The following is a 24701-nucleotide window of genomic DNA, read 5'->3' on the forward strand; positions in this document are numbered from 1 at the left end:
TGTATAAGTTCCTTTATTCAATGGTCAAAATTCTGCATTTGCCACCGACATACTATTATGATATTCCGGGTTTGTTTTGTGAAATTTTATGAAAATCGGTGCAGCAACATTAAATATCATAAACTAAACAGGGAAAAGTACATAGCTACACCCGTTCATCTTACGGAATTTTGTAACAGACAACATCCGTATAAAAATGAAGAATAAAAAAAGCAACGAACATCAAGTTTTAAAGGTGCTGAAAGACTATAACGCAGGCAAAAGCGGACTGGAGCTTTTTGAGAAATACGGCGTTTACGGCACGAACATTTTTGAACTCAAACAGAAATACAAGGATTTAGGAATGGATATTCTTGCAGAATTAGTAAATTTAAACGCAGAAAACAGCAGGCTAAAAAATATGTACGCCGAATTGTGCATACAGCACCGGAAGCTCAAAGACCTGCTAAAAGAGGACTTCTGACAGGACAGCCGGGAGTGATAAACAGCAATTTAAAAGACTATTACTATGACAAATGTAACGTACAAATACGCTACGGTTTTGGTAGCGATACAGAACCTACGGAACGAGGGCTATAACGTGGATTTCAACCTCGAAGAGAACTGTTTAATCTGCGGCAGCAACAAATATACAGTTGATGAATTTGAAATCGAACAGGTCTATCGCTACGAGGGAGAAAGCAACCCAAGCGATGAGGCAACGGTGTACGGAATTGCCTCGAAAGACGGTTTAAAAGGAATTTTGGTTACAGCTTACGGGGCTTATACGGATAGTATGAGTACAGCAATGCTCCGCAAACTGGCACTTAAAAAAGACTAACAAAACAACAAGGGCAAAACAGCAGCTATAAAGCTGTAATTTTGCCCTTTTTCTATATGGATATTACTGTACCGTAACACAAACATCCGCATTCATCGGGTAGCTTTGGCACAACAAAATTATTCCCTCGGCAATATCCTGTTCTGTTAGTGCGCCGTTATGGAGCATCCGAACTTCCCCATATGTTTTCACCGCCCAACAAGCCCCGCAGGTTCCGTTCTTACAGGAACTCGCCACTTTGATATGATGCGCTTTCATCGCATCCAAAAGCGATTGCTTCGGCTGTACCTCAATGAGCGATGTACATTCATACGTTTGCTTTTCGTCGTTCTCGTAATTGTCCTCGTAATAGTTTACAATCACATCTTTAACAGTACCGTCCGTTTCCAAATCGCCCGCATCCACCGGAACCGGGTCGAAGTATTCCAAATGGATATGGTCTTCGGGAATGTTCAAACCCGTTAAGGCATCCCGGTATAAATCCATCAGCCCATTGGGTCCGCAGATGTAATAATGGGCTGCCGCAACCTCGCCAACCAGTCTTTTAATGACCGAACGCAATACAAGCAAATTGAACCTGCCTGCAACGTGGTTGATTTTGGTGGAAATAAAATCGGGGGCGGTAAAGGAATAACAAATATTCAGCTTTTGTGCTGCCTGCATCGTTTCCAGTTCATTCCAAAATATGGTTTCTTCCGGCGTTTTGTTGCTGTACACCAGTAAGGGAATTTGGTTACTGTTCTCAACGCTTTTCAGCATTGCGTATAACGGGGAAATACCGCTACCACCCGCCAACAAAACAATTTGGGAATGCTCGGCTATGGGCTTTTCCAAAACAAAGCTGCCAAAGGGGGCTTCTATTTCCCAGGCTTCTATTAGTCCGGCATTATCTAAAATGTAATTGCTCATCTTTCCGCCCGTAACCCTTTTAATGGTAATGGCGGGAAATTCGTCAGATGGCACAGAACTGAACGAATACGAACGTATGAGCTGTTCGCCGTTTATGGCAAGCCTGATGTTAAGGTATTGACCGGGCAGGTAGCTAAATGCCTGCTGCTCCGTGTCAAAGTATATACTAATGGTATCTTCGGTTTCCTGTATAATTTTATGTGTTCGCCACGTGTATTTCTTCATCCCTCGGTAGTTTCTTGTCTTGCATTGCTGATAAAAAGAAAACCTCTGCTTCTGTACACAAAGCGAGGTTTCATCAAGACTTCTATTTAAAAGTTTGCTGTTCTGACAATTATAGTTCGTTTTGCTTTTCCTGCTGTCTTCTGATGATTTCGAGCTTGTTTTTTCGTATCTGCTTAAAATGGGCAGACGTTAATCCCGTGTAAGTTGCTAATTGCTCTGATAGTTCCGCAGGCTTCTGATAGCCTAACGATTTTGCGATTTGTGATAGCGATTGCTCGGTGTACACCAATAACTCTTTTACCTTTTCGATAATGCGCTTGATATAGATAATTTCAAGGCTCATATCGCATTCAACGAGAAACAGATTATTCAACTGCTGATAATCCGTTTTCAGTTCTTTTGTAAGCTGCACGGCAAACGGTGCAGATGTACCTGTGTCCAATCGGTTCTGTATAATCCGGTCTGCTACATTGCAAACTTTCGTCATTATCTCCGAACAGTCGCTTGAATTTTGTTTCTGTAACATTGCTTTTTATTTATGGAACGAGGTTATTAACTGTTTCATACGCTGGAGTGGCTTTGGTAAAAAATCCCGGAGAAGCACTGGCGTACTTGCTCCGGGACTGCCCAAATCTTATCCGCAGCATCCTGTTGAACAACTTGAAGCCTTATCGCCGTCGCCGCCAACTTTGTAGCCTGCTTTTTCAATCGCCTCAACCAACTCTTCTTTTACTTCGTCGTTTTCAACCGAAACAGATAATTTTCCTGCTTCCAATTTTTCAACTTTAATGCCGTCAATATCTTTGATTGCTCCGTTTACTCTTGACTGGCAGTGTGCGCTTTGCATATCTGGTATGCTTAATTCTACATTTTTCATTTTGAACTTATTTTTATTGTTATACAAATTTCCGTATTAAACGGATGGTTACTATTACGCTATTCCTTGTAAGATTTGTGATTTTTACTGATTTTGAAATCGCCGGATTACTCTACGATTAATTTGCCTTTCATATAGATGTAATGGCCGGGAAACGAACACAGAAAATCATATGAACCCTTAGCCGGAGCCGTAAAGGTAATTTCCGTGGTTTGCCCACCGCCAATCATATCCGTTTTAGCAATAACGGCTTTTTCCATTCCTTTAGGTATGTAGCCGTTGTCCTTAGCATCTATCGCAGCATTGGCAAAGGCGTTGAAATCCGTACCCTGTGCAAGAATGACAACATTGTGTCCCATTGCCTCAATTGGTGCTTTACCGATATGCTTCAGGATAAGCCTTACTGTTTCGCCTGCTTTGGTTTTCAGTTCGGTTTTGTCGAACTTCATATCATCGCCACCGCTAATGGTAATTATATTTTCGTTCCCTGTTTCTGCTGGGGCAACCGCTTCTTCTGTTACTGGCTGATTGCTCTCCTGTGTGGTCTGTTCTTTTTGCTGATTGTTGTTACAGGCGGTAAATGCGATTACCGACAATGCTAACACTAACTTTTTCATTTCTATTTGAGATTTTATATGTTATCTGATAGCGCAAATTTCAGCACATAAGGCCACTTCCTTATTACGCTTTTCCGTGTTTGATTTGTGATATTTACTGATTGGACAGGGCACAAAAAAAGAGGGTTGCAAGAACCCTCTGAATTTTAAACAAAAAAAAATGCCAGTATTACGCTGCCATTTCCTCACACGCCTTTGCACAAGCTCTGCACGCTTCTGCACATTCTTTACAATGCTCCATACCCATTGCAGCGTGTTTTTCACATTCTTCAGCACAAGCGTTGCAAATGTCAGCACAAAGTTTGCAAATGTCTTTGCTAAATTTACCGTCAAGACTTAATACGTTTGCTGACGCCTGGCAAATAGCTGCACATTCCAGGTCTAACTGGATACATTTTTTTACGTGTGCAACATCATCTTCGTTTAAACAAGCGATGGCACATTGGTTACAGATAGCCACACATTTAAGGCAGGCTTCTATACACGATTGGAATTTTGTCTGTATCATATCTCTTAATTTTTGTGATTACTAAATTATAACATTTGAAGCCCGGTTTAGTTCTTTTTAAGTTAACTTTAGTAAACGCTAAAAGCATTTTTCCATTTTAATCCGTTGGGTTCCACGCCGTGCTCTTTTAGTATATCTGACTGCAAATTTTGTTCCTTAATGGTTAGGGCTTCTTTCAATTCGTCGTATCGGCTCGGTAAAAGTTCCGAAACTTTGTAGTAATTATAGAGTATGTGGTTCTTCCTGATGTAGATAATCCGGAGCAGGCTCAATTCTACCTCTAAGTTCTTTTTCTCCTCCTGATTTTTGATGCTCAAAGCAATCTGTTCGTAGCTCCTGACCAGTTCCTCGGTCAACACCAGTTCCAACAGCGTATTCATTCCACCAAAGAAGCTGAAAAATTTGCTTCTGGAGATTTTAGCAACCGATGTAATGTCGGATATTTTCACGTCCTGTATGTTCTTCTCCGTTAAAACCGCCCTTATGTTTTCAATGGATCTGCGGACAAGGTTCGCATTCTGTGTATCGTTGTTTGTCATTAGGAAATTCCCTCCATAAAAGTTAGACCATATACAAATCTACTTATAGGATAAGAGCTTGAAAGTGTGATTTTTCTTGTAAGATTTGTAATTTTTACGGATAAGTCATAAAAAAACGGCAGCTCCTTTTTCAGAAACTACCGCTTAGCAAACGCAATAAAGCTAAGTTCTACATTATTTTTTTAGCTTGTCAGCAGGTGGGTTATAATCAGCTAAAGTCGTTACTCTTACGGTATCAACCCCAGTAATATCCCAAGTAATCGGTATCATTGTCATGTAATCACACTTAGGACACATATCACCCTGAGAACCTACCATTTCTTTATGTCCAGGACAGCCGGTAATTAGGTGTCCTGCTGCATCAATTAGTTCGCCTTTTTCATTTCTGTCTTTGAGTGCTACTTTTTCAACGGGTTTATCAACCTGTTCTGTAGCATGGTTATGTCCGTCACCATCGGTGTGTACATGAGCGTCCTTTGCTGTTTTGGTATCGCCACCACAAGATGTAAGAAAGATGGCTAAAGAGGTGAATGTACCTATCAGTAATTTGTTCACTTTCATTTTTATTTATTTTTAGAGATTAAAACTTGATTTTATTGAATTTGATTAATGATTATGGTTGTCGTGACTTGATGGGTCAGCTTTTACACTACATAATATTGAATTATCGTGCATGTGAGCAGGTGTTTCCAACTGGATAGTGACATGGTGAATGTTCAGATCTTCCAAAGTATACTCGATGTTGCGGAGCAATTTTTCACTTTCTTCAATCTTCATTTTTTCATCTACGACCAAATGGCAGGTAAGGGCGTTCAAACCACTTGTTATTGTCCATATATGAAGGTCGTGCATCCCTTTGACACCCTCTGTTTTCAGAATTTTTTCTGTCATCTTTTCCACCTCTACATTCTCCGGCGTACCCTCCATCAGTACGTGTACCGATGATTTAGTTACTAAATAACCGCTCCGTAAAACCAGTATGGAAACGATGATACTTGCCAACGGGTCTGCCCACCCCCAACCAAAGAACATAATCAGCAAGGCTGCGATGATAGCACCAACCGACCCTAACATATCACTGAGGACGTGCAGGTATGCTCCACGCATATTGAGGTTTTCTTTTACATCAGACCCCCGCATCATTATCCAAGCTACAAGCACATTGACCAGTAGTCCAATGAATGCAACAATCAGCATACCGCTTGATTGAATTTCCGGTGGGTTCTGGAAGCGTTCTATTGCCTCGTAAATGATATAACCTGAAATCAGTATCAGCGTTGCGCCGTTAATGACTGCTGCCAGTATTTCAAATCTTTTGTAACCATAAGTCTTTCCGTAGTCAGCTACCTTACTACTGAACTTAAATGCCATCAATGCGATGAAGAGTGATACTGCATCACTCAACATATGTCCAGCATCGGCTAATAGGGCAAGGCTGTTAGTTACTAACCCACCTATAACCTCTACTGCCATATAGACCGTAATAATGACCAAACTAACCGTTAAGGTCTTCTTATTCGTACTATGAGAATGGTCGTTTCCTTGCTCTTTTTCCATAATTTATTTTTTCCATTTTAAGCGTAAACTGTTGCTTACAACACTTACACTACTTAACGCCATTGCTGCTCCTGCAATCATCGGGTTCAATAAGAAACCGTTAATCGGATAAAGAATACCTGCGGCAATTGGAATACCGATAAGGTTGTAGATGAACGCCCAAAACAGGTTTTGCTTGATAGTCGCAACGGTCTGTTTTGACAATCTAATCGCCTGCGGTATTTTGGTAAGGTCGGATGAAATGATGGTCATTTTCGCCACATCCATAGCGATATCCGAACCTTTGCCCATTGCGATACTTACATCAGCTGTTGCCAGTGCGGTACTGTCGTTAATGCCATCCCCAACCATCGCTACCACTTTGCCCTGTGCTTGAAGTTCTTTTACAAAGTCGGCTTTGTGCTGTGGCAATACTTCGGCTTTGTAGTGCCCGATGCCTGTCTGCTGTGCAATGGCTTTGGCAGTCGCTTCGTTATCTCCGGTAAGCATATACAGGTCGATGCCCATATCCTGCATTTCCTTGATAGCTGCTACCGATGTTTCTTTAATTTTATCGGAAATAGCGATTACCGAAAGAGCCTGTTTGCTGTTTGCAAACCATATAACGGTTTTAGACTGTGTACCCCATTCGTCCGCCTGCTGTTGCAGTTGGTCGGCAATGGTAATGTTGTTTTCAGCTAACAGCTTTTTATTACCAACATAGTAAGTATCGTTGTTGTAATCGGCTTTTGCGCCTTTACCCGTAATACTGTCGAAGTTTGATAATGCAGTGGTGGAAACGCCCTCCAAATGTTTTACAACGGCTTCCGCCAATGGGTGCTCCGATTGCTTTTCGATGCTCAATAAAACGTCTTTGGTCGCATCGTCATTGTTCAGCCATTGTATGCCTGTAACCTGGGGTCTTCCCTCGGTAATCGTACCTGTTTTATCCAGCACGATAGCGTTTACTTTTTTCGCCAGTTCCAGACTTTCCGCATCTTTAATCAGAATGCCGTTTTCAGCACCTTTACCAACGCCCACCATAATAGCGGTCGGTGTTGCCAAACCTAAAGCACAAGGACAAGCAATAACCAATACGGTAACTGCGGCTAACAATCCCTGAACCACTCCGTTTTCGCCTCCTAAGAAGAACCAAAGGATAAAGGTCAATACAGCAATACCCATTACTACCGGAACGAAGATACCTGCGATTTTATCCACCAGTTTTTGTACGGGTGCTTTACTTCCCTGTGCATCCTGCACCATTTTGATGATTTGGGCAAGCATTGTTTCTTTGCCCACTTTTACCGCCTTGAACTGGAAGCTACCTTTTTGGTTGATGGTTCCTGCAAATACCTTTTCGTTTTCCTTTTTCAGTACCGGAACAGGTTCGCCGCTTAGCATACTTTCATCTACATACGAGTTACCCGATACGACCATGCCATCTACTGCAATTTTTTCGCCCGGCTTAACCAAAATAATGTCGCCTGCGTTTACATCTTCGATAGCTTTCTGTCTTTCCGTTCCGTCCGCTTCAATCACGATAACCGTTTTTGGCTGCAAGCCCATCAGCTTTTTAATGGCTGATGAGGTATTGCCTTTGGCTTTTTCTTCCAACAGCTTGCCTAACAGGATGAATGCGATAATAACGGCAGCCGCTTCAAAGTACACGTGTGCGTGTAAACCTCTTTGATGCCAAAAGTCCATAAACAGCATATTGAATACACTGAATATATAGGCGATACCTGTACTCAATGCTACCAACGTGTCCATATTGGCAGAACGGTGTTTCGCCTGCTTCCACGCATTGATGAAAAAGTCTTTACCTAACCATAAAACTACTGGAGTGGAAAATGCCCACATTATTTCATTACCGTAAGGCATATCCATAAAGAACATACCAATAATGACTACCGGGAGCGATAGGATTACCGCCCAAATGGTTTTGTTTTTTAGTTTTCTGAATTTTTCGGCGTGGATGGCTTCTAAGGTTTCCTGCTGCTTGTTCTCGTCTTCAAGCAACAGGTCGTAACCGCCGTCCTGTACCGCTTTCCTGATTTGCTCGGAACTGGTTATATTCGGCAGGAACTCAACGTTAAGGTTTCCTGTACCGTAATTCACTTCGGCACTAACTACGCCCGGAGTATATTTTGCCATACTTTCGGCACTTCCTGCACAAGATGCACAGGTCATACCCAGTACAGGATAAGTCTTTTTAACGGTAGGAACGCCATAGCCTAAATCTTTGATTGCTTTTACAGCTTCGCCTACGACCTCGTTATCATTAACGGTAATAGCCGCCCTGCGGTTATTTAGCTCTACTTTGTGGGTTTCTACGCCTTTTACCTGTGCCAGTCCTTTTTCGACGATTAATGCACAGTGCTCGCTTTCCACATCCTCTAATGGGATGTAAATTGTTTCTTTATTGGTTGCCATATCTCGATTGCTTTATTTTCATAATGCAAAGTTGGCAACAATAAAGGGGACTTCTATTGTGAAATTCTGGGTTTGATTTGTAAGATTTACTTAAACCTTATCCAGTGGCTTGCGCTTGTCCTCACGTATCTGCTTGAAATGGCTTGGTGTAAGCCCAGTTACTTTCTTGAACTGGTTGCTTAAATACGCCACGCTCGAATAATTCATACGGTCGGCAATCTCGCTTAACGACAGCTCATCATAAACCAATAATTCTTTTACCTTTTCGACTTTCTGAGCGATAAAATACTTCTCAATGGTCGTACCCTCAATATCGGAAAACAGGTTAGAAAGGTAATTGTAATCGTGGTGCAATTGGTCGCTCAATACGTCCGAAAGATTGGTTTTCGCATCGTTGTCCTGATGGTGTACCAGGTCAATAATGACGTTTTTTATCTTTTCAATTATCCGGCTCTTTTTGTCGTCGATGACCTCAAAGCCCAAAGGGTCTAAAACATGTTCCAATGCTTCACGCTCTTTAGTGGTTAATTCTTTCGCAAGGGTAATTTCTCCCAGTTTTATATTGTTAGCTTTTAAGCCGAGCTTGTCGAGTTCATTCTGAACTACGAGAATGCAACGGTTGCAGACCATATTTTTGATAAATAATGTACTCATATTTCAATAAATCACAATTCATATTATTGCATAAATACGCAAAGACAAATTTAAGATTAAAATTTAAGTATTTATTGATTACGAGCGACTAAGTAGATCAGTCAAGGATTTTTATGGTGCAAAAACAAGGACAAATAACCAAAATCTTTCCCATTGTAGGGTCATATTGGCTGTTAATTCCCTGTTTATTAATAACATTTGCTAAGGTACACTGATATTGATAACATAATCCTCCCTACTATGAGAAAGTCATTAGGAACTATTGTTACCGAAATTCAGGAGCAGGAACGGAAATTTTCAGTAACGTGCTCGGGGCTAATTGAAGAGGCTTTTCAAATGACGGTCTTTCTTCAGGAGCTACTGATTTCATCAAAAGAATGTGTTTTAAGTTCAGGATTTGTCAACGAAGAAAAAGAGATTGAGTTCTTCAAAATGATCAAGCCGCAAATCCTGGGCAAACTCATCTATTATAATAAGCTCTACCGGATAGAAACTGCCTGTCCGGTCAACAACGGGAAAATGTATCACAACTATTTCTCTACCCATCTCACGGAATTAAAGATTGAATTTAGTGAACATATCTGCAATTCCCATTTTTACAGATATTACCGTTCGGGCAGGGTAGATAAGGACAATGAATACTTTAAGCGTGGGCAGATAAATTACCTTGATGGACTTAGTAGCTATGTCTTTGAGATTGACCCGCAATTCTCTACCTATTATGATTACAAAGTAGCCCGTATTATCGCTAATGACCTTTTATATGCCTATCTTTTAACTAAAATCACCCCTGAAGAAAATCCCGATACCTTTTTTCAAAACACAGACGATATCAAAGAGCTATCCTGGACGGACAGTAAAAACGCCCTGATTGAGTTGATGTATGCCCTGTACGCATCGGGTGCTATTTCGGGTGGTAAGGTGGGCATCCGAAAGCTCACAGCCATTTCGCAGGTCTTGTTCCGAATTTCACTGACCGATGTGCATCACGCATTCCACCGGATGAAAACCCGGGCAGGCTCCCGCACCTTATTTTTAGACCAGTTGAAGCAGTCATTGGAAGAATATATGGATAAGGACTTATAAACAACCCGTCAACAAAGAATTTGAAAGCAATACGCCTCCCGTATTGCTTTTTTTGTACCTGCGCTTACCCATATATGCCAATGGGCAAACGGGCATATTTTCCTGCCCCGAAAATCGGCAAATCTGCTCAAACCCTTATTTAATAAGGTTTTCCGGCAAATTGTAAAATTTTCAAAAAACCGCTTTTTCAATTGGTAAGCATTGGCAGACAAACACTGCCACACTTCTGAATTTTGTCCTGTGAATATTTAACATCATTGCTATGAATATTATAACAGTTGACGAAGAAGTGTGGAAGCACCTCAACGAACGGTTGAAAGCCATCAGCGAATACATCCTCAAACTGGAAGATACAAGCTACGATAGTTTGTGGCTTAACAATCACGAAGTCTGCCAGTACCTCCACATCAGCGAAAAAACATTGTGGCGTATGCGCACCAACGGTCAGATAGCCTTTTCAAAAATGTACGGGCAGTATTACTATACGATTGGCGCAATCAAGGAAATGTTGAACGCCAATGCCGTGCAGACCACCGATGAATACGTGGAGCAGCTTATGGCGCAAGGAAAAAGCTACATCGAAAAAGGCAGAAAGCTAAAATCAGGTAATAAGTAAAAGTATAAGGTATGAACATCGACAAAATGGAATTTGTGGCGTGGATGGAACGCATAATGGACAGGCTCGACATTCTTGGCAACCACATAGACGATTTACAAAAGAAACGCAACAGCATAGACGGAGAAGAATTACTGGACAATCAGGACTTATTGCAAATGCTGAAAATCAGCAACCGCTCCCTGCAACGGTATCGCTCCATCGGCAAGCTCCCTTACTATACTATCAGTGGAAAACTGTATTACAAGCTGTCCGATGTGCACCAGTTCATCAGGGAAAGTTTTAACCCGCCTTTGCCCAAACTGGATGCCAATAAGTGACAAACACTGCCTCTGACTGCCATATAGTGCAATGCGGTGCGGGCTTCCTTTACATTCGACAGTGAATTTTTAAAATTTTCAGATTATGAGCGAAGAAACAACTAATAAACAAGATATGCCCGAACAGCTTTCGGACATATTACTCGTACTGGATAAAGAGAAAATGAAAATCCAGGCAGTAAAGAGTATCGACGAAAACGGGAAAATGGAAACCGTTGACCCCACGAAGAAAAATCAAAACCAGTTTATGCGTGTGGATAAAAGCGGAGATTTCTTTTCCAACTTTTTCTCCAATTTTTTCAGCCAATTAAAGAACCCCACCAATTTTTCATTTTTCAAAGTACCTGCACCCATCGCCATAGAAAAAGCGCAGGAATTGCAGAAGCAGGTAGATAAGCCCACACCGGAGGGTGAAAAAGTGATGAAAGAGCACGAAGTGAAAGCGCAAACACAACCTGATAAAAAACAAGAAAATCAAAATAATATGGAAACAGCACAAACCACAACGGAAGCAACGGAATATCGTTACAAGCCGGAGCAGATTGATTGGGACACAATGAAAAACCTCGGACTAAGCAAGGAGTATCTTGAAAAAAGAAACCTGCTCGACCCTTTGCTACGAGGCTACAAAACCAATGAGCTTGTACCGATAGGCGTTAACCTCGGCGGTTCTATTCTCCGTACCGATGCCCGCCTGTCTTTACAGCAAGACCAGGACGGCAATGTTATCGTGGCGATGCACGGTATCAAAAAAGAACCTGCCCTGCATTTAGAATTGTTCGGACACAAGTTTACGGACGAGGATAAGAAAAACCTGCTCGAAACGGGCAATATGGGGCGTGTGGTTAATTTGGTCAATACCAAAACAGGTGAACTGATGCCGTCCATTATCAGTATCGACAGGCTGACCAACGACATTACCGCATTGCGTACAGATTTCATCAAAATACCCGATGAAATAAAAGGCGTAAAACTGAATGATGAGCAAAAGCAAACCTTAATGGAGGGAAAGCCGCTTTATCTGGAGGGTATGACTTCTGCCAAAGGAAAGGAATTTTCTGCAACGGTTCAGTTTAATGCGGACAAACGATTTGTGGAGTTTCTGTTTGACAGAACCAATGGCAATCAGCAGGCGCAAAACACCCAACAAGGCAATCAGCAGACCAATCAGCAAAGCCAACCCCAGGAAGCCCCGAAAACTTTCAGGGGCAAAGAACTGGAAAATGAGCAGTATGACAAGTTCAAAGCCGGGCAAACTATCTATGTAGAACTGAAAGATAAAAAAGACCAACCGTATAAGGGTTATATCACTTTCGACAAAGATACCGGAAAGACAAAATTTGAGTTTCCCGGTCAGTATAAAGCACGGGTAGAAACTGCCGAAGCCCATAAAACACAAACCGCCGTCAATTCAGAGGGCAAAACCAACGAAGCGACCAAAAATGTGCAGGAGCCTTTGAAATCCGGGCAGCAAACACCGAAAAATAATAAGCAGCAGGAACAGCAGGACAAGCAACAAAACCCTGCAAAATCCAAAGGCAGAAAAATGTAATACAGTATGAAAACAATCATTGCAGAAAAACCAAGCGTAGCAAGAGAGATAGCCGGCTTGTTGGGGGCATCTGAAAAAAAGGACGGCTACCTGACAGGTAACGGCTATTTTGTTACGTGGGCATTCGGTCATTTAATCGGACTGGGAATGCCCGAAGACTATGGCATTTCGGGATTTGATAAAGCCGCTTTACCGATATTGCCCAACCCGTTTTTATTGACCGTTCGCAAGGTCAAAAAAGACAAAGGCTATACCGCCGATGCAGGCGCAGTAAAGCAACTGAAAGTCATTGAACAGCTTTTTAAGCAAAGCAACAGCATCATTGTTGCAACCGATGCAGGACGTGAGGGCGAATTGATATTTCGGTACATTTATGAATACCTGAAATGCAACAAGCCCTTTGAACGCCTTTGGATTAGCTCGCTGACCGAAAAGGCAATGAAGCAGGGCTTTGATAACCTAAAAGACGGAAAAGCATTTGACGGCTTGTACCTGGCTGCACAAGGCAGGAGCCGTGCCGACTGGCTCGTAGGCATCAATGCTACGCAGGCATTGAGCATCGCCGCAGGCAACGGTATTTATTCGCTCGGAAGAGTGCAAACGCCTACACTGGCGTTGATATGCAAACGCTACCTCGACAATAAGAATTTCACGGTTAAGAAATACTGGCAGGTACAATTACTGCACAACAAAGCACAGGTTGACTTCAAAAGCATTTCCGCTACCAAGTGGGATGAAAAGCAGTTTGCTGATGATACCCTGAAAGCTATTCAGCGAAGCGGAACCGCAACCGTTACTTCGGTAGAAACCAAAAGCGTTACCGAACAACCGCCCTTGCTTTTCGATTTGACAGGTTTGCAAAAGGAAGCCAATAAAAGGCTAAAGCTCTCTGCTGAAGCAACGCTGAATATTGCGCAAAGCCTGTACGAAAAGAAATTTATCACGTACCCACGTACCGGGAGCAAATACATACCCGAAGATATGTGGGCAGAAATTCCCAATCTTGTGCGGGCATTGCAGAACCGGGAAGACTGCAAGCAAGCCCTTAGCAAAATCAAATGGGGGCGGTTCAATAAACGCATCGTGAATGACCTCCGTGTAACGGACCATCACGGTTTATTGATTACCGACAAAGTGCCGTCAGTATTGAATGCCGACGAAGACAAGATTTACAATATGATTGCGCTTCGCCTGCTCGAAGCCCTATCACAAGCCTGTGTAAAAGAAATAACCGACGTAACGTTACAGGTAATGCACTATGATTTTGCGGCAAAAGGCTGTAAAATCCAGGAAGCGGGTTGGCGTTCCATCAAAGGCAGCTTTACCGAGGACGGCGAAGAGCCAGTGCAGGAATTACCCGAACTGCACAAAGGCGACGAACTCAAAATAAAGGAAGCTATCTTTTTGGAAAAGCAGACCAAACCGCCAGTGCTTTATACCGAAGCCGGGCTTTTGTCGGCTATGGAAACCGCCGGAAAGGAAATCGAAAACGAGGAAGAACGCAAAGCCCTGAAAAATATCGGTATCGGTACTCCGGCTACAAGAGCCGCCATTATCGAAACCCTGTTTACCCGCAATTATATCCAACGGGATAAGCGTTCCTTAGTTCCTACGGAAAAAGGTTTGCAGGTGTATGAACTGGTTAAAGAACGTAAGATTGCAGATGTGGCAATGACCGCCGAATGGGAACTGGCATTGCAGAAAATCGAAAACAGCGAAGCCGATGCCGGAACGTTCCAACAGGAAATGGAAACCTATGCGAAATCCATTACCGACGAACTGCTGCAAACCTCCATTGCCAATACCAATCAGCCGAAACTAACTTGTCCGAAATGTAAAAGTCAGCAACTCATTATCCGTGATAAGATTGTGAAATGCCCTGATGAGGGGTGTAACTGGGTGCAGTTCCGTACCGTTTGCGGTGCGCAAATCAGCATCGCCAATATTACAAGCCTTGTTACTAAAGGCAAAACGGCTTTAATCAAAGGAATGACAAGCAAAGCCGGAAAGAAATTCGATGCTTACATCGTCCTGAAAGAAAATGCGGAAAGCTCCTTTGAGTTTGAGAAAAACAAAAGCAATAAGCGCAATGGAAAATAAGCCGTCAATCGTACCTAAAGAAATCAGGAACCTGATACATACCATCCGGGGTAAACAGGTAATGTTGGACAGCGACCTCGCTGTCTTATATCAGGTAGAAACAAAGAACCTGAACAAAGCGGTAAAACGGAATAACGAGCGTTTTCCTGCTTCGTTTTGCTTTCAACTGACCGAAGCGGAAGTTGAAAACTTGAGGTTCCAAATTGGAACCTCAAGTTTAAATTACGGCGGCAGACGTTATTTGCCCTACGTTTTTACTGAACAGGGCGTGGCAATGGCTTCTGCGATACTCCGTTCGGATATAGCCGTTAAAGTGAGCGTTGAGATAATGGAAGCCTTTGTAGAAATGCGGCGTATGCTCATCAGCAATGCTTCTTTGTTTCATCGTTTGGATAATATCGAATTGAAGCAACTGGAAGCCGACCAAAAATTTGAAGAGATTTTTAAGGCTCTGGAAAGCGACAAGCTGCACAGCGAAAAAGGTATTTTCTACAACGGGCAGGTTTTTGATGCCTATGCCTTTGTTTCCGATATTGTCCGCAGTGCCGGAAGCTCCATTATCCTGCTTGATAATTATGTGGATGATACCGTGCTTACCTTACTGGGTAAACGCAAAGACAATGTAACCGCTACTATCCTTACCAAAAGCATCAGCAACCAGTTACGGTTGGATGTACAACGCTACAACAGCCAATATCCCCCAATAGATATAGAGCTTTTTTCCGATGCCCACGACCGCTTTTTGATTATTGATAATGCGGAACTCTACCACATCGGGGCATCACTGAAAGACCTGGGCAAAAAATGGTTTGCCTTTTCGAGAATGGATATTGAAGTCGGCAGGATGCTTCAAATACTTAATCAACAATAAACCCTCTTTTCAGAGGGTTTGAATTTAAACTATAACTGTAATTGGGCTGTGATACTCTTATAATAAACTTTTAGTGCATCACGTTCATCTTTCCCAACGTAACTATTATGAGCAACCAAACATCGTATCTTGTACAATTCATCCACCATAACATTCAACCAATGTTCATTTTGCTTAGGGAAATACTTCCCGAAAATTGTCCAATTTCCAACTATTATTTTGCCCAATTCAATAAAGTCACAGTAAAATAAATCACTATTACCTCGAATTGGCAAATATTTACTTTCTTGTTCGTTTTTCTTCAGTTTATCTATGGTGTCTTGCACTTTTCGGGGGATATTTATTGTTTCAGTCTTCATAATCTCATCAATAAATATTCTTAAAGAATTTTCAATACAATATAAATACAAATAGACTTCTGACATCTCTCGTCCTTTTTGTTGTATGTCTTGCGGCAAAAGGTTTAAATGACCAAAGTTTACATTTTGCTGTATTTCCTCTATGCTATCGAGTAGGGAATTTTCGTCTGAAATTAGAGGATAGAATATTTCGTTTATATGTTTTCTTCGTTCGGCATACCCACCTTTTGCTTGCATTTCCCTCCTAAATTCTTGAAGTGTAACGCAAATTTTAAATTCCTTTGGTTGGTTAGTTTGGAACTTCGCAGATTTATTTAGTTCACTTTTCAACCTTTTGTATTCTGCCTCATTTTCACTTGTTATAGTAACATCTGTGGACGCTCCTGTAAGTAATATTTTTAAACGTTCAATATTTTCTGTATAACTCATTTATATAAATATTTTTCGGTTATTCTTTTCCATTATTTTCTTGCTCTGGAAGCATAAAATCGAGAAATAATAATTCTGCCTTAGCAGTTTCATCTTCAAATTTTAAGTCCCAACGTTTTTCCATAAATTCCAACAACTTATTACCTCTTTCAAGAATGGTATCAGGGTTCCAAGTTTCATATCGTGCAACTTCAATTTCTGAATGAGAACCGTCAGAATAACCTTGTCTTATCTTTTCGTTCCTATCATTATATTTTGCTTCTTTCTTATCATCAAAGCAATCGTTTTGTAAACTTGAATTTATGCTTTGTGATAATGGTAAAAGGTTACCTAAAGTTCCCTGAAAAAATGGTTGTTGTGCTTTTTTGTATATCTTGAAACTTTCTTTCCAATTTTTATGTGTTGGGGTTTGGGGATAAATATGTTCTATGGAAACTTTATCTTTTTCACTTTTCACAAACAACCTCCAATCAATCTTTTGGCTTCCTCTTTGTCTTACTTTGTCCATTTCATACTCATACAGGAAATATCGAAGCCCATTCCAGTAATAAAAACCTCCTCCGCTTTTAAATTTCTTATCAATAAATTTTTGGAAATAAGTATAATCAAAGTAGGTTGCGTCAGAATTTTCTGGAGTATAAAAGCAATAATTCATTCTGTCATTCAATCGTTGAATGATATTGTCAATTGTCAGTTCTCCATTTCTCAACTGCCTTGCTGCACGGTAAAATTCACTATTCCTATATGTTGAAAACGCCCGACTAAGCCTAAATGTAATGAATATGAACCGCTCGATTTCTCTGAAAAGCTGAACTCTCTTATCTGAAGTAATATCCTTACGTAAATAAACTACTGTCACAAGGGGACGGAAATAAATTATACCAATTCTGTTCAAACGGTCTATCCATAGACTTTCCTGAACGGTTAAGTCAGGATTGTTTATAGGATTGTGTGTATTATACCAATGAACGGCAGCAGCTTTCAAGCTATTTACATAATCTTCAATTTCTTTCGGAGAAAGCTGGGAACGCATAACTATTATTTCCTCTTCTCCATTTACCTCGACTTCTTCCTGGTCAGTGTCGTCATCCTCCCGCACTTCTTCAAATTCTTGTAAAGAACTTAGTCTTACTTCCGTTTTTGCATAAATATTTTGTGGTGTGAATTTCTGCTCTAACAAAAACCTGATATAATCATCGCCTTTTTCTCTTGTGTATTGAAAATACATTATCCAATGAGCCACTAAAAAATCATCATCGTTAAGCGGATTTTTTTTATTTCTCCCAAGTTGATAATAAACTTCTTTCCAAGCATCATTGATTTTTTCACGCAGCGAATTTCGTTCATCGTTTTTTAACTCTTTTTCATCGTATAAAGTTGTTAAGTATATCAGTCGATTTTTAAGAAGCTCCAAATTTGATAGCTTCTTTCCACGATTATTCATCGTTTCAAATGCAACAAAAACATCAAAATCATCACTTATTTCATAAACATTAAACATCAGGTTTTGCGTGACTTTTTTGAACAATGCTTCTATTTCAGTTAGACCGTATTTCTCAAAATAGTTTTGCAGATTTTCTTTGAAAAAGCGTTTAGCATTTTCAAGATTGAGGGTATAAAATGTTTCTTGGATTGTTCCGCTATTTGGCTCTAAAAAAACCTTATGACGTAAATATTTAAAACTTGGATTATCAACTTCGTACCCAAATTTGTATGTCGTAACAATAAATTGAGGCGGCTTTTCTATAACCAAGTATTCTTCCTTAATCGCTTTTAAACTAAAAGAACCAAGGTAAATCTCTTCATCTTTTTTGTCCTTGTTTTCAGGTATAGCTTTTAGCTGTTCAGAAATAGCTTGTATGAAAATTACAAATGTTGTCAATCGTTGCTGTCCGTCAACGATGTGAAAAGGTTTAAAGCCTCTGTCTTCGATTAACCATCGTTCATCATTCCAATTAGACCAGATATTTCTATCCACCTTTTTCAAAGAGAGTAAGCCTGTATAGTGAAACCTATCGGTAGGAAGATTTACTAAATCTTCCCAAAAATCTTTTAACTGTCTTGTTGTCCAAGCGTAGCCACGCTGGTAATCGGGTATCTTAAATATCCTGTCTTTAAAAATGCTCTTTAAGGGTTCTAATTCATTCATTATATTGATAGCTGCTATTTAAATAGTTAATTTTTTAAAGGTCAAAAATACAAATTAAAATCTTCATTATTAGTTAGTTTTACGCCAAACACTGCCTTTCAAAGCCAAACCCTGCAACATTCTCATAGGCATTAGCTACCGCTTCTAATTTTAGGATTTAAGTAAAATTCTAAAACAAAATCAGTATGGATGTACAGCAAAAAGACCTATCGTATTTCAGATTACGACTGCAAGAATTATTAAACAGCAGCTTCCCCGAAAAGGCGCACGACCAAAAATTTATCGACCAACGTTCTTCCTGGGCTGCTAATGCTTACGAGGGGGCTTTCCGTTCGGGAAACGCCGTTGAGCAATGTAATGAAATAGCCAACTACATACTTTTTGAGGGCTTGTACTTCTCCAAATTCGACACGGTTTTCAAAGTGGTATGCAATGAGTTTGATACCCTGATGGCAGACGAGGAACTGCGACCGTTCGCCCTGAAAATGTTTCCTGTTTGCGAACCTGTATTTGCGGGATATGAATTAACCGATGATTTCGCCTACGGGTATGAGTTCGATTTACTCTATACCGAACTGACAGGAACCATCGCAATATGGATTGAAGAAAATGGGCTTCAGTAAGCGTTCCCATCTCCAACAGAATATTGATGCCCTGCGAATTGTTTTTAAACTTGAAAAGGAGAAACGGCAAGCCACCGTAGGCGAAAGACTGCTAATGATGCAATACAGCGGATTTGGCGGTCTTAAATTCGTTCTGAACCCCGTAGAAAACGAAATTGACATCAATAACTGGAGAAAAACGGAACACGACCTTTTTCCGATTACGCAGGAACTCCACCAACTACTCAAAGAAAATTCCGAAGACGATAAGCAGTACCGCAGGTATGTAGATAGTATAAAAAGCTCCGTTCTCACGGCTTTTTATACGCCGCCAAAGGTCATAGATGTCATTTCCACCGTCTTGCGGGATAGCGGTTTGCAAATTGATAAATTCCTCGAACCCGCCGCAGGTATCGGCTCATTCGTTCAATCCTTTTCGGAAAACCAAAAAGCAACCATTACGGCTTATGAAAAGGACTTGCTGACAGGCAAGATTTTAAAGCAGCTTTATACCGACAGCAATATCCGTATAAGTGGTTTTGAGGAAATTCCCGAAAGGGAACAAAACAGCTACGATGTAGTTGCCAGTAATATCCCGTTCGGCGATACTTCCATATTTGACCTTTCTTATTCCCGCAGCAGGAACAGCGCAAAGGAACAGGCAGCCCGAAGCATACACAATTACTTTTTCCTGAAAGGGGCTGATATGCTCCGTGATGGCGGTATATTGGCTTTCATTACTTCACAAGGCATTCTAAACAGCCCTAAGAACGAGCCGATACGCAGAGCGTTAATGCAGGATAATAATTTGGTTTCCGTTGTTCGCTTACCTAACAACCTGTTTACCGAATATGCAGGTACGGAAGTCGGCAGCGACTTGATTATCCTGCAAAAGAATTTGGCGAAGCAAGGTCTGACCGAAAGGGAAGATCTGTTTTGCCAAAGTTTGCCAACGGAATACAATACACCTGGCAGTGCGCTCTTTCAGTACAGCAAAAGAATTGTGCATACCGATAGCAAGGTAGATACAGACCCATATGGAAAACCTGCCTTAATCTATACCCATAAAGGCGGTATTGATGGGATTGCCAGAGATTTGAAACAAATGCTTTCCGAAGATTTTGGAAAGCACCTGAATGTAGGTTTATACAAAGGTGAACAAAACGATGAACCTGTAATACAAATCCCGCTTCCACCGCCCGTAATACCTCCGGTTATAGAACCTGTAACCATCCGGCAACAACCGCAGCCCGAACCTACTCCGGTAATCCATCGGGAAAGCCCACAGGAATTAAAGCAGCTTAGCATTTTTGACCTGTTTGAAAATGCGGGGGAACCTATTGCCGTCATTGCCTTACCCAAAAGAGCCACCCGGAGCACAAGGCAAAGCCCACGAAAAAGAAAAGCTGCATTAGGTCGCCAAACAGACCTGTTCAATGGCGCAATGCAGCAAACGTATATACCGCCAAAAACCAATGATACTGCTAAGAATACGCCCAAAATAAACGGCAAACGTCAGGAAGTAATCGGCGACCTTTTTTCACAAAGCAATGGGAATGGCCAGACGGATAAGTCTGCCGTTCCTGATACCAATATCAATACCATTCCCGAACCTGCGCCGTACAGTGGCGAAGTGCAACGGTTCCACCGTAACGATTGCCTTGTCGTGGATAATGGTTGGGTCGGTTACCTGCAAGATGTAGATAGAAACAAAGAAAAAGCAACGGCAACCTTTCATCCGTTGCAATTACCATCGGCACAGAAAGCAAGAGCTGAAGCCTATATTGCCGTAAGGGACTGCTATATCGACCTGTACCAAAAAGAAGCGGAAAAGCAGAGCGAGCACAAAGAAGAACGGGAAACCCTGAACCGCCTGTACGATACCTTTACCAAAAAGTATGGCAATCTCAATACTGCCGACAATACCAAGCTGATAAAGACAGACAGCTCAGGTAAGGAAATCCCGTATCTGGAGCGTATCATTGGCGGTGTCATACACAAAGCGGATATTTTCAGCCGCCCTGTTAGTTTTTCTACCACCACCTTAGCAACCGACAATCCCGAAGAGGCTTTGGCGGCATCGCTGAACAAGTACGGCAATGTTGATTTGGATTTTATGTCCGAAATCAGCAGCCTGCCTGCCGATACGCTGAAAGAAGCCTTGCAAGGACGGTTGTTCTACAACCCGCTACAACAGGAATACGAAATAGCGGAACGATGGATTGCGGGCAACGTGGTTGAGAAAGCCAACGAAGTAAGAGCCTATCTCGAAAACAATCCCGATGATACCGAAGCCGAAGAAAGCCTTACCGCTTTAGAGGAAGCCCGACCAAGACGGATTGAATTTGAGGAACTGGATTTTAACCTCGGCGAACGGTGGATACCTACCGGGCTGTATGCCCGCTTTGCTTCGCACCTGTTCGATGCAGATGTGCACATTCATTACTCCGACAGTGCCGATGATTTTTCGGTAAAGTGTAGTCAAGGTAATATGCACATTTGGGAAAAATACGCCGTCAAAGCGGAAAGCCGCACGTTTGACGGTATTGCCCTGCTCAAACACGCCCTCGTCAATACCACACCGGATATTACCAAGAAAATAATCGTAGATGACCAAGAGGTCAAGGTACGGGATATGGAAGCCATACAAATGGCGAACACAAAGATTGATGAAATCCGTAGCGCCTTTACCGACTGGCTATACGCCCAAAGCGATGAATTTAAAACCCGGCTGACCGACCAATACAACGACACCTTTAACTGTTTCGTCCGACCGGATTATGACGGCAGCCATCAGGACTTTCCGGGGCTTGACCACAAGGCATTAGGCATTGAGGATTTGTATTCCAGCCAAAAGGACACCGTTTGGATGATTAAGCTCAACAACGGTGCTATCTGCGACCACGAAGTAGGTGCAGGCAAAACGCTGGTTATGTGTACTGCCGCACAGGAAATGAAGCGTTTGGGGTTGGCGCACAAACCAATGATTATCGGTTTGAAAAGCAATGTTCACGAAATCGCCGAAGCCTACCGGACAGCCTATCCATACGCCAAAATACTGTTTCCAGGAAAAGAGGATTTCACACCTCAAAAACGCCTGCGGATTTTCGGGGATATTAAGAACAATGATTGGGATTGCGTTATCCTCACTCACGACCAATTCGGTATGATACCCCAATCGCCCGAAATCCAAAAGGAAATCCTCAAAATAGAACTGGATAATGTAGAACGAAACCTTGATGCAATGCAGACCGAGGGTGCGGAAGTAACGAGGGGTATGCTTGCCGGAGCTATCAAACGAAAAGACAATCTCGAAGTCAAGCTCAAAACCCTGCAACACGATATTGAAAACCGCAAAGATGATGTGGTTGATTTTAAAATGATGGGCATCGACCATTTGTTTATCGACGAAAGCCATCAATTCAAGAACTTACTATTCAATACCCGCCACAGCCGGGTTGCCGGATTGGGAAATGTGGACGGCAGCCAGAAAGCCTTAAACCTGCTTTTTGCCATCCGTACCATTCAGGAGCGCATTGATGCGGATATGGGAGCAACCTTTCTTTCGGGAACAACGATAAGCAACTCCTTAACGGAATTGTACCTCCTGTTTAAGTATCTACGTCCAAGAGCATTGGAAAAACAGGGCATTAACTGTTTTGATGCGTGGGCGGCTATCTACGCAAGAAAGACGACCGATTACGAGTTTTCTATCGCTAATAATATCGTGGCAAAAGAGCGTTTCCGGTACTTTATCAAAGTGCCTGAACTGGCGCAGTTCTATTCTGAAATCACGGACTACCGCACCGCAAAGGATATAGGCATTGACCGACCTGAAAAAAACGAAATCCTGTATAACATTCCGCCTACACCTGACCAAAAGGAGTTTATTCAAAACTTAATGGAGTTTGCCAAAACAGGCAATGGGGAATTACTCGGCAGACCACCGCTATCAAAATCAGAGGAAAAGGCAAAGATGCTCATCGCTACGGACTACGCCCGTAAGATGTCGTTGGATATGCGGATGGTAAGCGGGATGTATGAAGACCATCCCGACAACAAAGCCTCTCACTGTGCCAGTAATATTGCAAAATACTACAACAAATTCAACGCACAGAAAGGAACGCAGTTCGTTTTCTCGGATTTGGGAACCTATAAGCCGGGCGAATGGAATGTGTACTCGGAAATCAAACGCAAGCTCGTGGAAGACCACAACATCCCTGCGAACGAAATCCGGTTTATTCAGGAAGCCAAAACGGATAAGCAACGCAAGGAACTTATCAAGGGAATGAACGAGGGCAAAATCCGTGTGCTGTTCGGCTCAACAAGTATGCTCGGTACAGGGGTGAATGCACAGAAAAGAGCGGTTGCCGTTCATCATTTGGATACGCCGTGGCGACCGTCTGACCTTGCGCAACGTGACGGTCGGGCAATCCGCAAGGGCAATGAAATCGCCAAGCATTTTGCCGATAACAAAGTAGATGTTATCATCTATGCCGTTGAAAAATCGCTGGATAGCTATAAATTCAACCTGCTGTTTAACAAACAGCTTTTTATCGACCAATTAAAATCCAATAAGCTCGGTAAACGAACCATTGACGAGGGTAGTATAGACGAAAAATCAGGAATGAATTTCTCGGAATATGTGGCAATCCTGTCGGGGAATACAGACCTGCTGGACAAAGCGAGGGTTGAAAAACAGATTGCCGGATTGGAAAGCGAAAAGCAAGCGTTCAACCGCTCCAAGTACAGTGCTAAATCCAAGCTGGAAAACTATACGGAAGAATTTAACCAAGCCCAATCCCGCCTGAACCGAATGACAACCGATTGGGATAATTTACAGCAACGCATACAAAAACGGCAGGACGGCAGAATTGTAAACCCTGTTCAGTTGGACGGCGTATCGCCCAATGCTGATGCAAAACAAGTCGGTGCAAAGCTCAATGAGATTGCAGAAAAATCCCGTACAGGCGGGGATTATCAGGAAATCGGCAGTTTGTACGGATTTCAGCTTTTGGTCAAAACGGAAATGTCGCAAAAAGACGGAGCGGATATACGGGTAAACCGATTTTTTATACAGGGCGAGGGAAACATTAAATACAACCACAATTTCGGGCTAATTGCAAAAGACCCGGAAACCGCTTCTTTAAACTTTTTGAGGGCATTGGAAAAGCTACCGTCGTATATCGCAAAAGAACAGGAAAACATTGCCAACTACCAAAAGGATATACCGATACTTCAGGAGGTCGTTAATGGTACGTGGTCTAAGGAAAACCGATTGAGCGAACTCAAAACGGAACTGGCTGCCGTAGAAAGGAAAATACAGCTATCTATTACGCCGGAAGCGAAAGAAGAACCTGCGGAACAGGCAGAAAAACAGAAAAAAACCCCAAAGGTTCAGGAAAGCATTGTGCGTGTAAAAGGTGTACATATGCCCCGTGGCGTATTGTAAGCCTGAACGGATAGACAATAAAAAAGGGAGGCATTAAAACTAGT

At 42.0% G+C, this 24701-nt stretch carries 22 protein-coding genes; 10 read left to right on the top strand and 12 right to left on the bottom strand.

Features of this window, described 5'->3' with window-relative positions:
* Positions 1 to 196 precede the first annotated feature (196 nt).
* Positions 197 to 463 carry a hypothetical protein gene (locus tag CKV81_RS10545; protein ID WP_027384316.1) on the top strand — a complete coding sequence of 89 codons (267 nt, stop codon included), beginning with the start codon at positions 197 to 199 and terminating at the stop codon, positions 461 to 463.
* A gap of 45 nt (positions 464 to 508) precedes the next feature.
* Positions 509 to 820, top strand: a complete 312-nt coding sequence (locus CKV81_RS10550; protein ID WP_027384315.1) for a hypothetical protein — start codon at positions 509 to 511, stop codon at positions 818 to 820.
* Positions 821 to 883: 63 nt separating this feature from the next.
* Here the strand turns inward: CKV81_RS10550 and CKV81_RS10555 are convergent, their stop codons facing one another.
* The 10 genes from CKV81_RS10555 to CKV81_RS10600 all read right to left on the bottom strand — a co-directional run bounded on the left by CKV81_RS10555 (position 884) and on the right by CKV81_RS10600 (position 9121).
* Positions 884 to 1954, bottom strand: coding sequence for a flavin reductase family protein (locus CKV81_RS10555; RefSeq protein WP_095073090.1), 1071 nt, complete (start codon positions 1952 to 1954; stop codon positions 884 to 886).
* Between the two features lie 109 nt (positions 1955 to 2063).
* On the bottom strand, positions 2064 to 2480 hold the full coding sequence (locus tag CKV81_RS10560; RefSeq protein WP_143095588.1) for a helix-turn-helix domain-containing protein: 417 nt from the start codon (positions 2478 to 2480) through the stop codon (positions 2064 to 2066).
* A 108-nt stretch (positions 2481 to 2588) separates the two neighbouring features.
* The gene (locus CKV81_RS10565) at positions 2589 to 2831 is read right to left on the bottom strand and encodes a heavy-metal-associated domain-containing protein (protein WP_051230726.1); all 243 of its coding nucleotides are present in this window, start codon (positions 2829 to 2831) and stop codon (positions 2589 to 2591) included.
* Positions 2832 to 2938: 107 nt separating this feature from the next.
* Positions 2939 to 3448 (bottom strand): plastocyanin/azurin family copper-binding protein, encoded by a 510-nt coding sequence (locus tag CKV81_RS10570; protein ID WP_095073092.1) that lies wholly within the window; start codon positions 3446 to 3448, stop codon positions 2939 to 2941.
* A gap of 169 nt (positions 3449 to 3617) precedes the next feature.
* Complete coding sequence (locus CKV81_RS10575; protein ID WP_027384312.1) at positions 3618 to 3956, bottom strand: four-helix bundle copper-binding protein; 339 nt, start codon at positions 3954 to 3956, stop codon at positions 3618 to 3620.
* 68 nt (positions 3957 to 4024) lie between these two features.
* On the bottom strand, positions 4025 to 4495 hold the full coding sequence (locus tag CKV81_RS10580; RefSeq protein WP_027384311.1) for a hypothetical protein: 471 nt from the start codon (positions 4493 to 4495) through the stop codon (positions 4025 to 4027).
* 174 nt (positions 4496 to 4669) lie between these two features.
* On the bottom strand, positions 4670 to 5056 hold the full coding sequence (locus tag CKV81_RS10585) for a hypothetical protein (RefSeq protein WP_027384310.1): 387 nt from the start codon (positions 5054 to 5056) through the stop codon (positions 4670 to 4672).
* A gap of 45 nt (positions 5057 to 5101) precedes the next feature.
* A complete protein-coding gene (locus CKV81_RS10590) occupies positions 5102 to 6052 on the bottom strand; it encodes a cation diffusion facilitator family transporter (RefSeq protein WP_027384309.1) in 951 nt (316 codons plus the stop codon).
* A 3-nt stretch (positions 6053 to 6055) separates the two neighbouring features.
* Positions 6056 to 8467, bottom strand: coding sequence for a heavy metal translocating P-type ATPase (locus CKV81_RS10595; protein ID WP_027384308.1), 2412 nt, complete (start codon positions 8465 to 8467; stop codon positions 6056 to 6058).
* Positions 8468 to 8557: 90 nt separating this feature from the next.
* Entirely contained in the window at positions 8558 to 9121 is a 564-nt protein-coding gene (locus CKV81_RS10600) for a helix-turn-helix domain-containing protein (RefSeq protein WP_027384307.1), read from the bottom strand.
* Positions 9122 to 9361: 240 nt separating this feature from the next.
* Here CKV81_RS10600 and CKV81_RS10605 point away from each other — a divergent pair, with 240 nt between their 5' ends.
* From CKV81_RS10605 to CKV81_RS10630, 6 genes are all read left to right on the top strand, one after another.
* Positions 9362 to 10207 (top strand): RteC domain-containing protein, encoded by an 846-nt coding sequence (locus CKV81_RS10605; protein ID WP_095073094.1) that lies wholly within the window; start codon positions 9362 to 9364, stop codon positions 10205 to 10207.
* A gap of 262 nt (positions 10208 to 10469) precedes the next feature.
* Positions 10470 to 10823 carry a helix-turn-helix domain-containing protein gene (locus CKV81_RS10610; RefSeq protein ID WP_027384305.1) on the top strand — a complete coding sequence of 118 codons (354 nt, stop codon included), beginning with the start codon at positions 10470 to 10472 and terminating at the stop codon, positions 10821 to 10823.
* A gap of 11 nt (positions 10824 to 10834) precedes the next feature.
* Positions 10835 to 11143 (top strand): helix-turn-helix domain-containing protein, encoded by a 309-nt coding sequence (locus CKV81_RS10615; protein WP_002978404.1) that lies wholly within the window; start codon positions 10835 to 10837, stop codon positions 11141 to 11143.
* An 85-nt stretch (positions 11144 to 11228) separates the two neighbouring features.
* Positions 11229 to 12695, top strand: a complete 1467-nt coding sequence (locus CKV81_RS10620; RefSeq protein ID WP_027384304.1) for a DUF3945 domain-containing protein — start codon at positions 11229 to 11231, stop codon at positions 12693 to 12695.
* A gap of 6 nt (positions 12696 to 12701) precedes the next feature.
* Complete coding sequence (locus tag CKV81_RS10625) at positions 12702 to 14795, top strand: type IA DNA topoisomerase (protein ID WP_027384303.1); 2094 nt, start codon at positions 12702 to 12704, stop codon at positions 14793 to 14795.
* Complete coding sequence (locus CKV81_RS10630; RefSeq protein ID WP_027384302.1) at positions 14785 to 15666, top strand: ORF6N domain-containing protein; 882 nt, start codon at positions 14785 to 14787, stop codon at positions 15664 to 15666. Before CKV81_RS10625 ends, CKV81_RS10630 begins: the two co-directional genes overlap by 11 nt.
* A gap of 29 nt (positions 15667 to 15695) precedes the next feature.
* On the opposite strand, the gene CKV81_RS10635 is transcribed toward CKV81_RS10630, so the two are convergent.
* Both CKV81_RS10635 and CKV81_RS10640 read right to left on the bottom strand, forming a co-directional pair.
* A complete protein-coding gene (locus CKV81_RS10635; RefSeq protein WP_027384301.1) occupies positions 15696 to 16454 on the bottom strand; it encodes a Swt1 family HEPN domain-containing protein in 759 nt (252 codons plus the stop codon).
* A gap of 19 nt (positions 16455 to 16473) precedes the next feature.
* Positions 16474 to 18603, bottom strand: coding sequence for a DUF262 domain-containing protein (locus tag CKV81_RS10640; protein ID WP_027384300.1), 2130 nt, complete (start codon positions 18601 to 18603; stop codon positions 16474 to 16476).
* Positions 18604 to 18788: 185 nt separating this feature from the next.
* Here CKV81_RS10640 and CKV81_RS10645 point away from each other — a divergent pair, with 185 nt between their 5' ends.
* Positions 18789 to 19226 (top strand): DUF1896 domain-containing protein, encoded by a 438-nt coding sequence (locus tag CKV81_RS10645; RefSeq protein WP_027384299.1) that lies wholly within the window; start codon positions 18789 to 18791, stop codon positions 19224 to 19226.
* On the top strand, positions 19213 to 24657 hold the full coding sequence (locus tag CKV81_RS10650) for an N-6 DNA methylase (protein ID WP_095073096.1): 5445 nt from the start codon (positions 19213 to 19215) through the stop codon (positions 24655 to 24657). Before CKV81_RS10645 ends, CKV81_RS10650 begins: the two co-directional genes overlap by 14 nt.
* Positions 24658 to 24701 lie beyond the last annotated feature (44 nt).

It is taken from the genome of Chryseobacterium taklimakanense (genome assembly GCF_900187185.1).
GTDB lineage: Bacteria > Bacteroidota > Bacteroidia > Flavobacteriales > Weeksellaceae > Planobacterium > Planobacterium taklimakanense.

Coding starts and splice junctions, on each gene's coding strand:
- CKV81_RS10545 (WP_027384316.1), top strand. CDS start 197: ATGAAGAATAAAAAAAGCAACGAACATCAAGTTTTAAAGGTGCTGAAA.
- CKV81_RS10550 (WP_027384315.1), top strand. CDS start 509: ATGACAAATGTAACGTACAAATACGCTACGGTTTTGGTAGCGATACAG.
- CKV81_RS10555 (WP_095073090.1), bottom strand. CDS start 1,954: ATGAAGAAATACACGTGGCGAACACATAAAATTATACAGGAAACCGAA.
- CKV81_RS10560 (WP_143095588.1), bottom strand. CDS start 2,480: ATGTTACAGAAACAAAATTCAAGCGACTGTTCGGAGATAATGACGAAA.
- CKV81_RS10565 (WP_051230726.1), bottom strand. CDS start 2,831: ATGAAAAATGTAGAATTAAGCATACCAGATATGCAAAGCGCACACTGC.
- CKV81_RS10570 (WP_095073092.1), bottom strand. CDS start 3,448: ATGAAAAAGTTAGTGTTAGCATTGTCGGTAATCGCATTTACCGCCTGT.
- CKV81_RS10575 (WP_027384312.1), bottom strand. CDS start 3,956: ATGATACAGACAAAATTCCAATCGTGTATAGAAGCCTGCCTTAAATGT.
- CKV81_RS10580 (WP_027384311.1), bottom strand. CDS start 4,495: ATGACAAACAACGATACACAGAATGCGAACCTTGTCCGCAGATCCATT.
- CKV81_RS10585 (WP_027384310.1), bottom strand. CDS start 5,056: ATGAAAGTGAACAAATTACTGATAGGTACATTCACCTCTTTAGCCATC.
- CKV81_RS10590 (WP_027384309.1), bottom strand. CDS start 6,052: ATGGAAAAAGAGCAAGGAAACGACCATTCTCATAGTACGAATAAGAAG.
- CKV81_RS10595 (WP_027384308.1), bottom strand. CDS start 8,467: ATGGCAACCAATAAAGAAACAATTTACATCCCATTAGAGGATGTGGAA.
- CKV81_RS10600 (WP_027384307.1), bottom strand. CDS start 9,121: ATGAGTACATTATTTATCAAAAATATGGTCTGCAACCGTTGCATTCTC.
- CKV81_RS10605 (WP_095073094.1), top strand. CDS start 9,362: ATGAGAAAGTCATTAGGAACTATTGTTACCGAAATTCAGGAGCAGGAA.
- CKV81_RS10610 (WP_027384305.1), top strand. CDS start 10,470: ATGAATATTATAACAGTTGACGAAGAAGTGTGGAAGCACCTCAACGAA.
- CKV81_RS10615 (WP_002978404.1), top strand. CDS start 10,835: ATGAACATCGACAAAATGGAATTTGTGGCGTGGATGGAACGCATAATG.
- CKV81_RS10620 (WP_027384304.1), top strand. CDS start 11,229: ATGAGCGAAGAAACAACTAATAAACAAGATATGCCCGAACAGCTTTCG.
- CKV81_RS10625 (WP_027384303.1), top strand. CDS start 12,702: ATGAAAACAATCATTGCAGAAAAACCAAGCGTAGCAAGAGAGATAGCC.
- CKV81_RS10630 (WP_027384302.1), top strand. CDS start 14,785: ATGGAAAATAAGCCGTCAATCGTACCTAAAGAAATCAGGAACCTGATA.
- CKV81_RS10635 (WP_027384301.1), bottom strand. CDS start 16,454: ATGAGTTATACAGAAAATATTGAACGTTTAAAAATATTACTTACAGGA.
- CKV81_RS10640 (WP_027384300.1), bottom strand. CDS start 18,603: ATGAATGAATTAGAACCCTTAAAGAGCATTTTTAAAGACAGGATATTT.
- CKV81_RS10645 (WP_027384299.1), top strand. CDS start 18,789: ATGGATGTACAGCAAAAAGACCTATCGTATTTCAGATTACGACTGCAA.
- CKV81_RS10650 (WP_095073096.1), top strand. CDS start 19,213: ATGGGCTTCAGTAAGCGTTCCCATCTCCAACAGAATATTGATGCCCTG.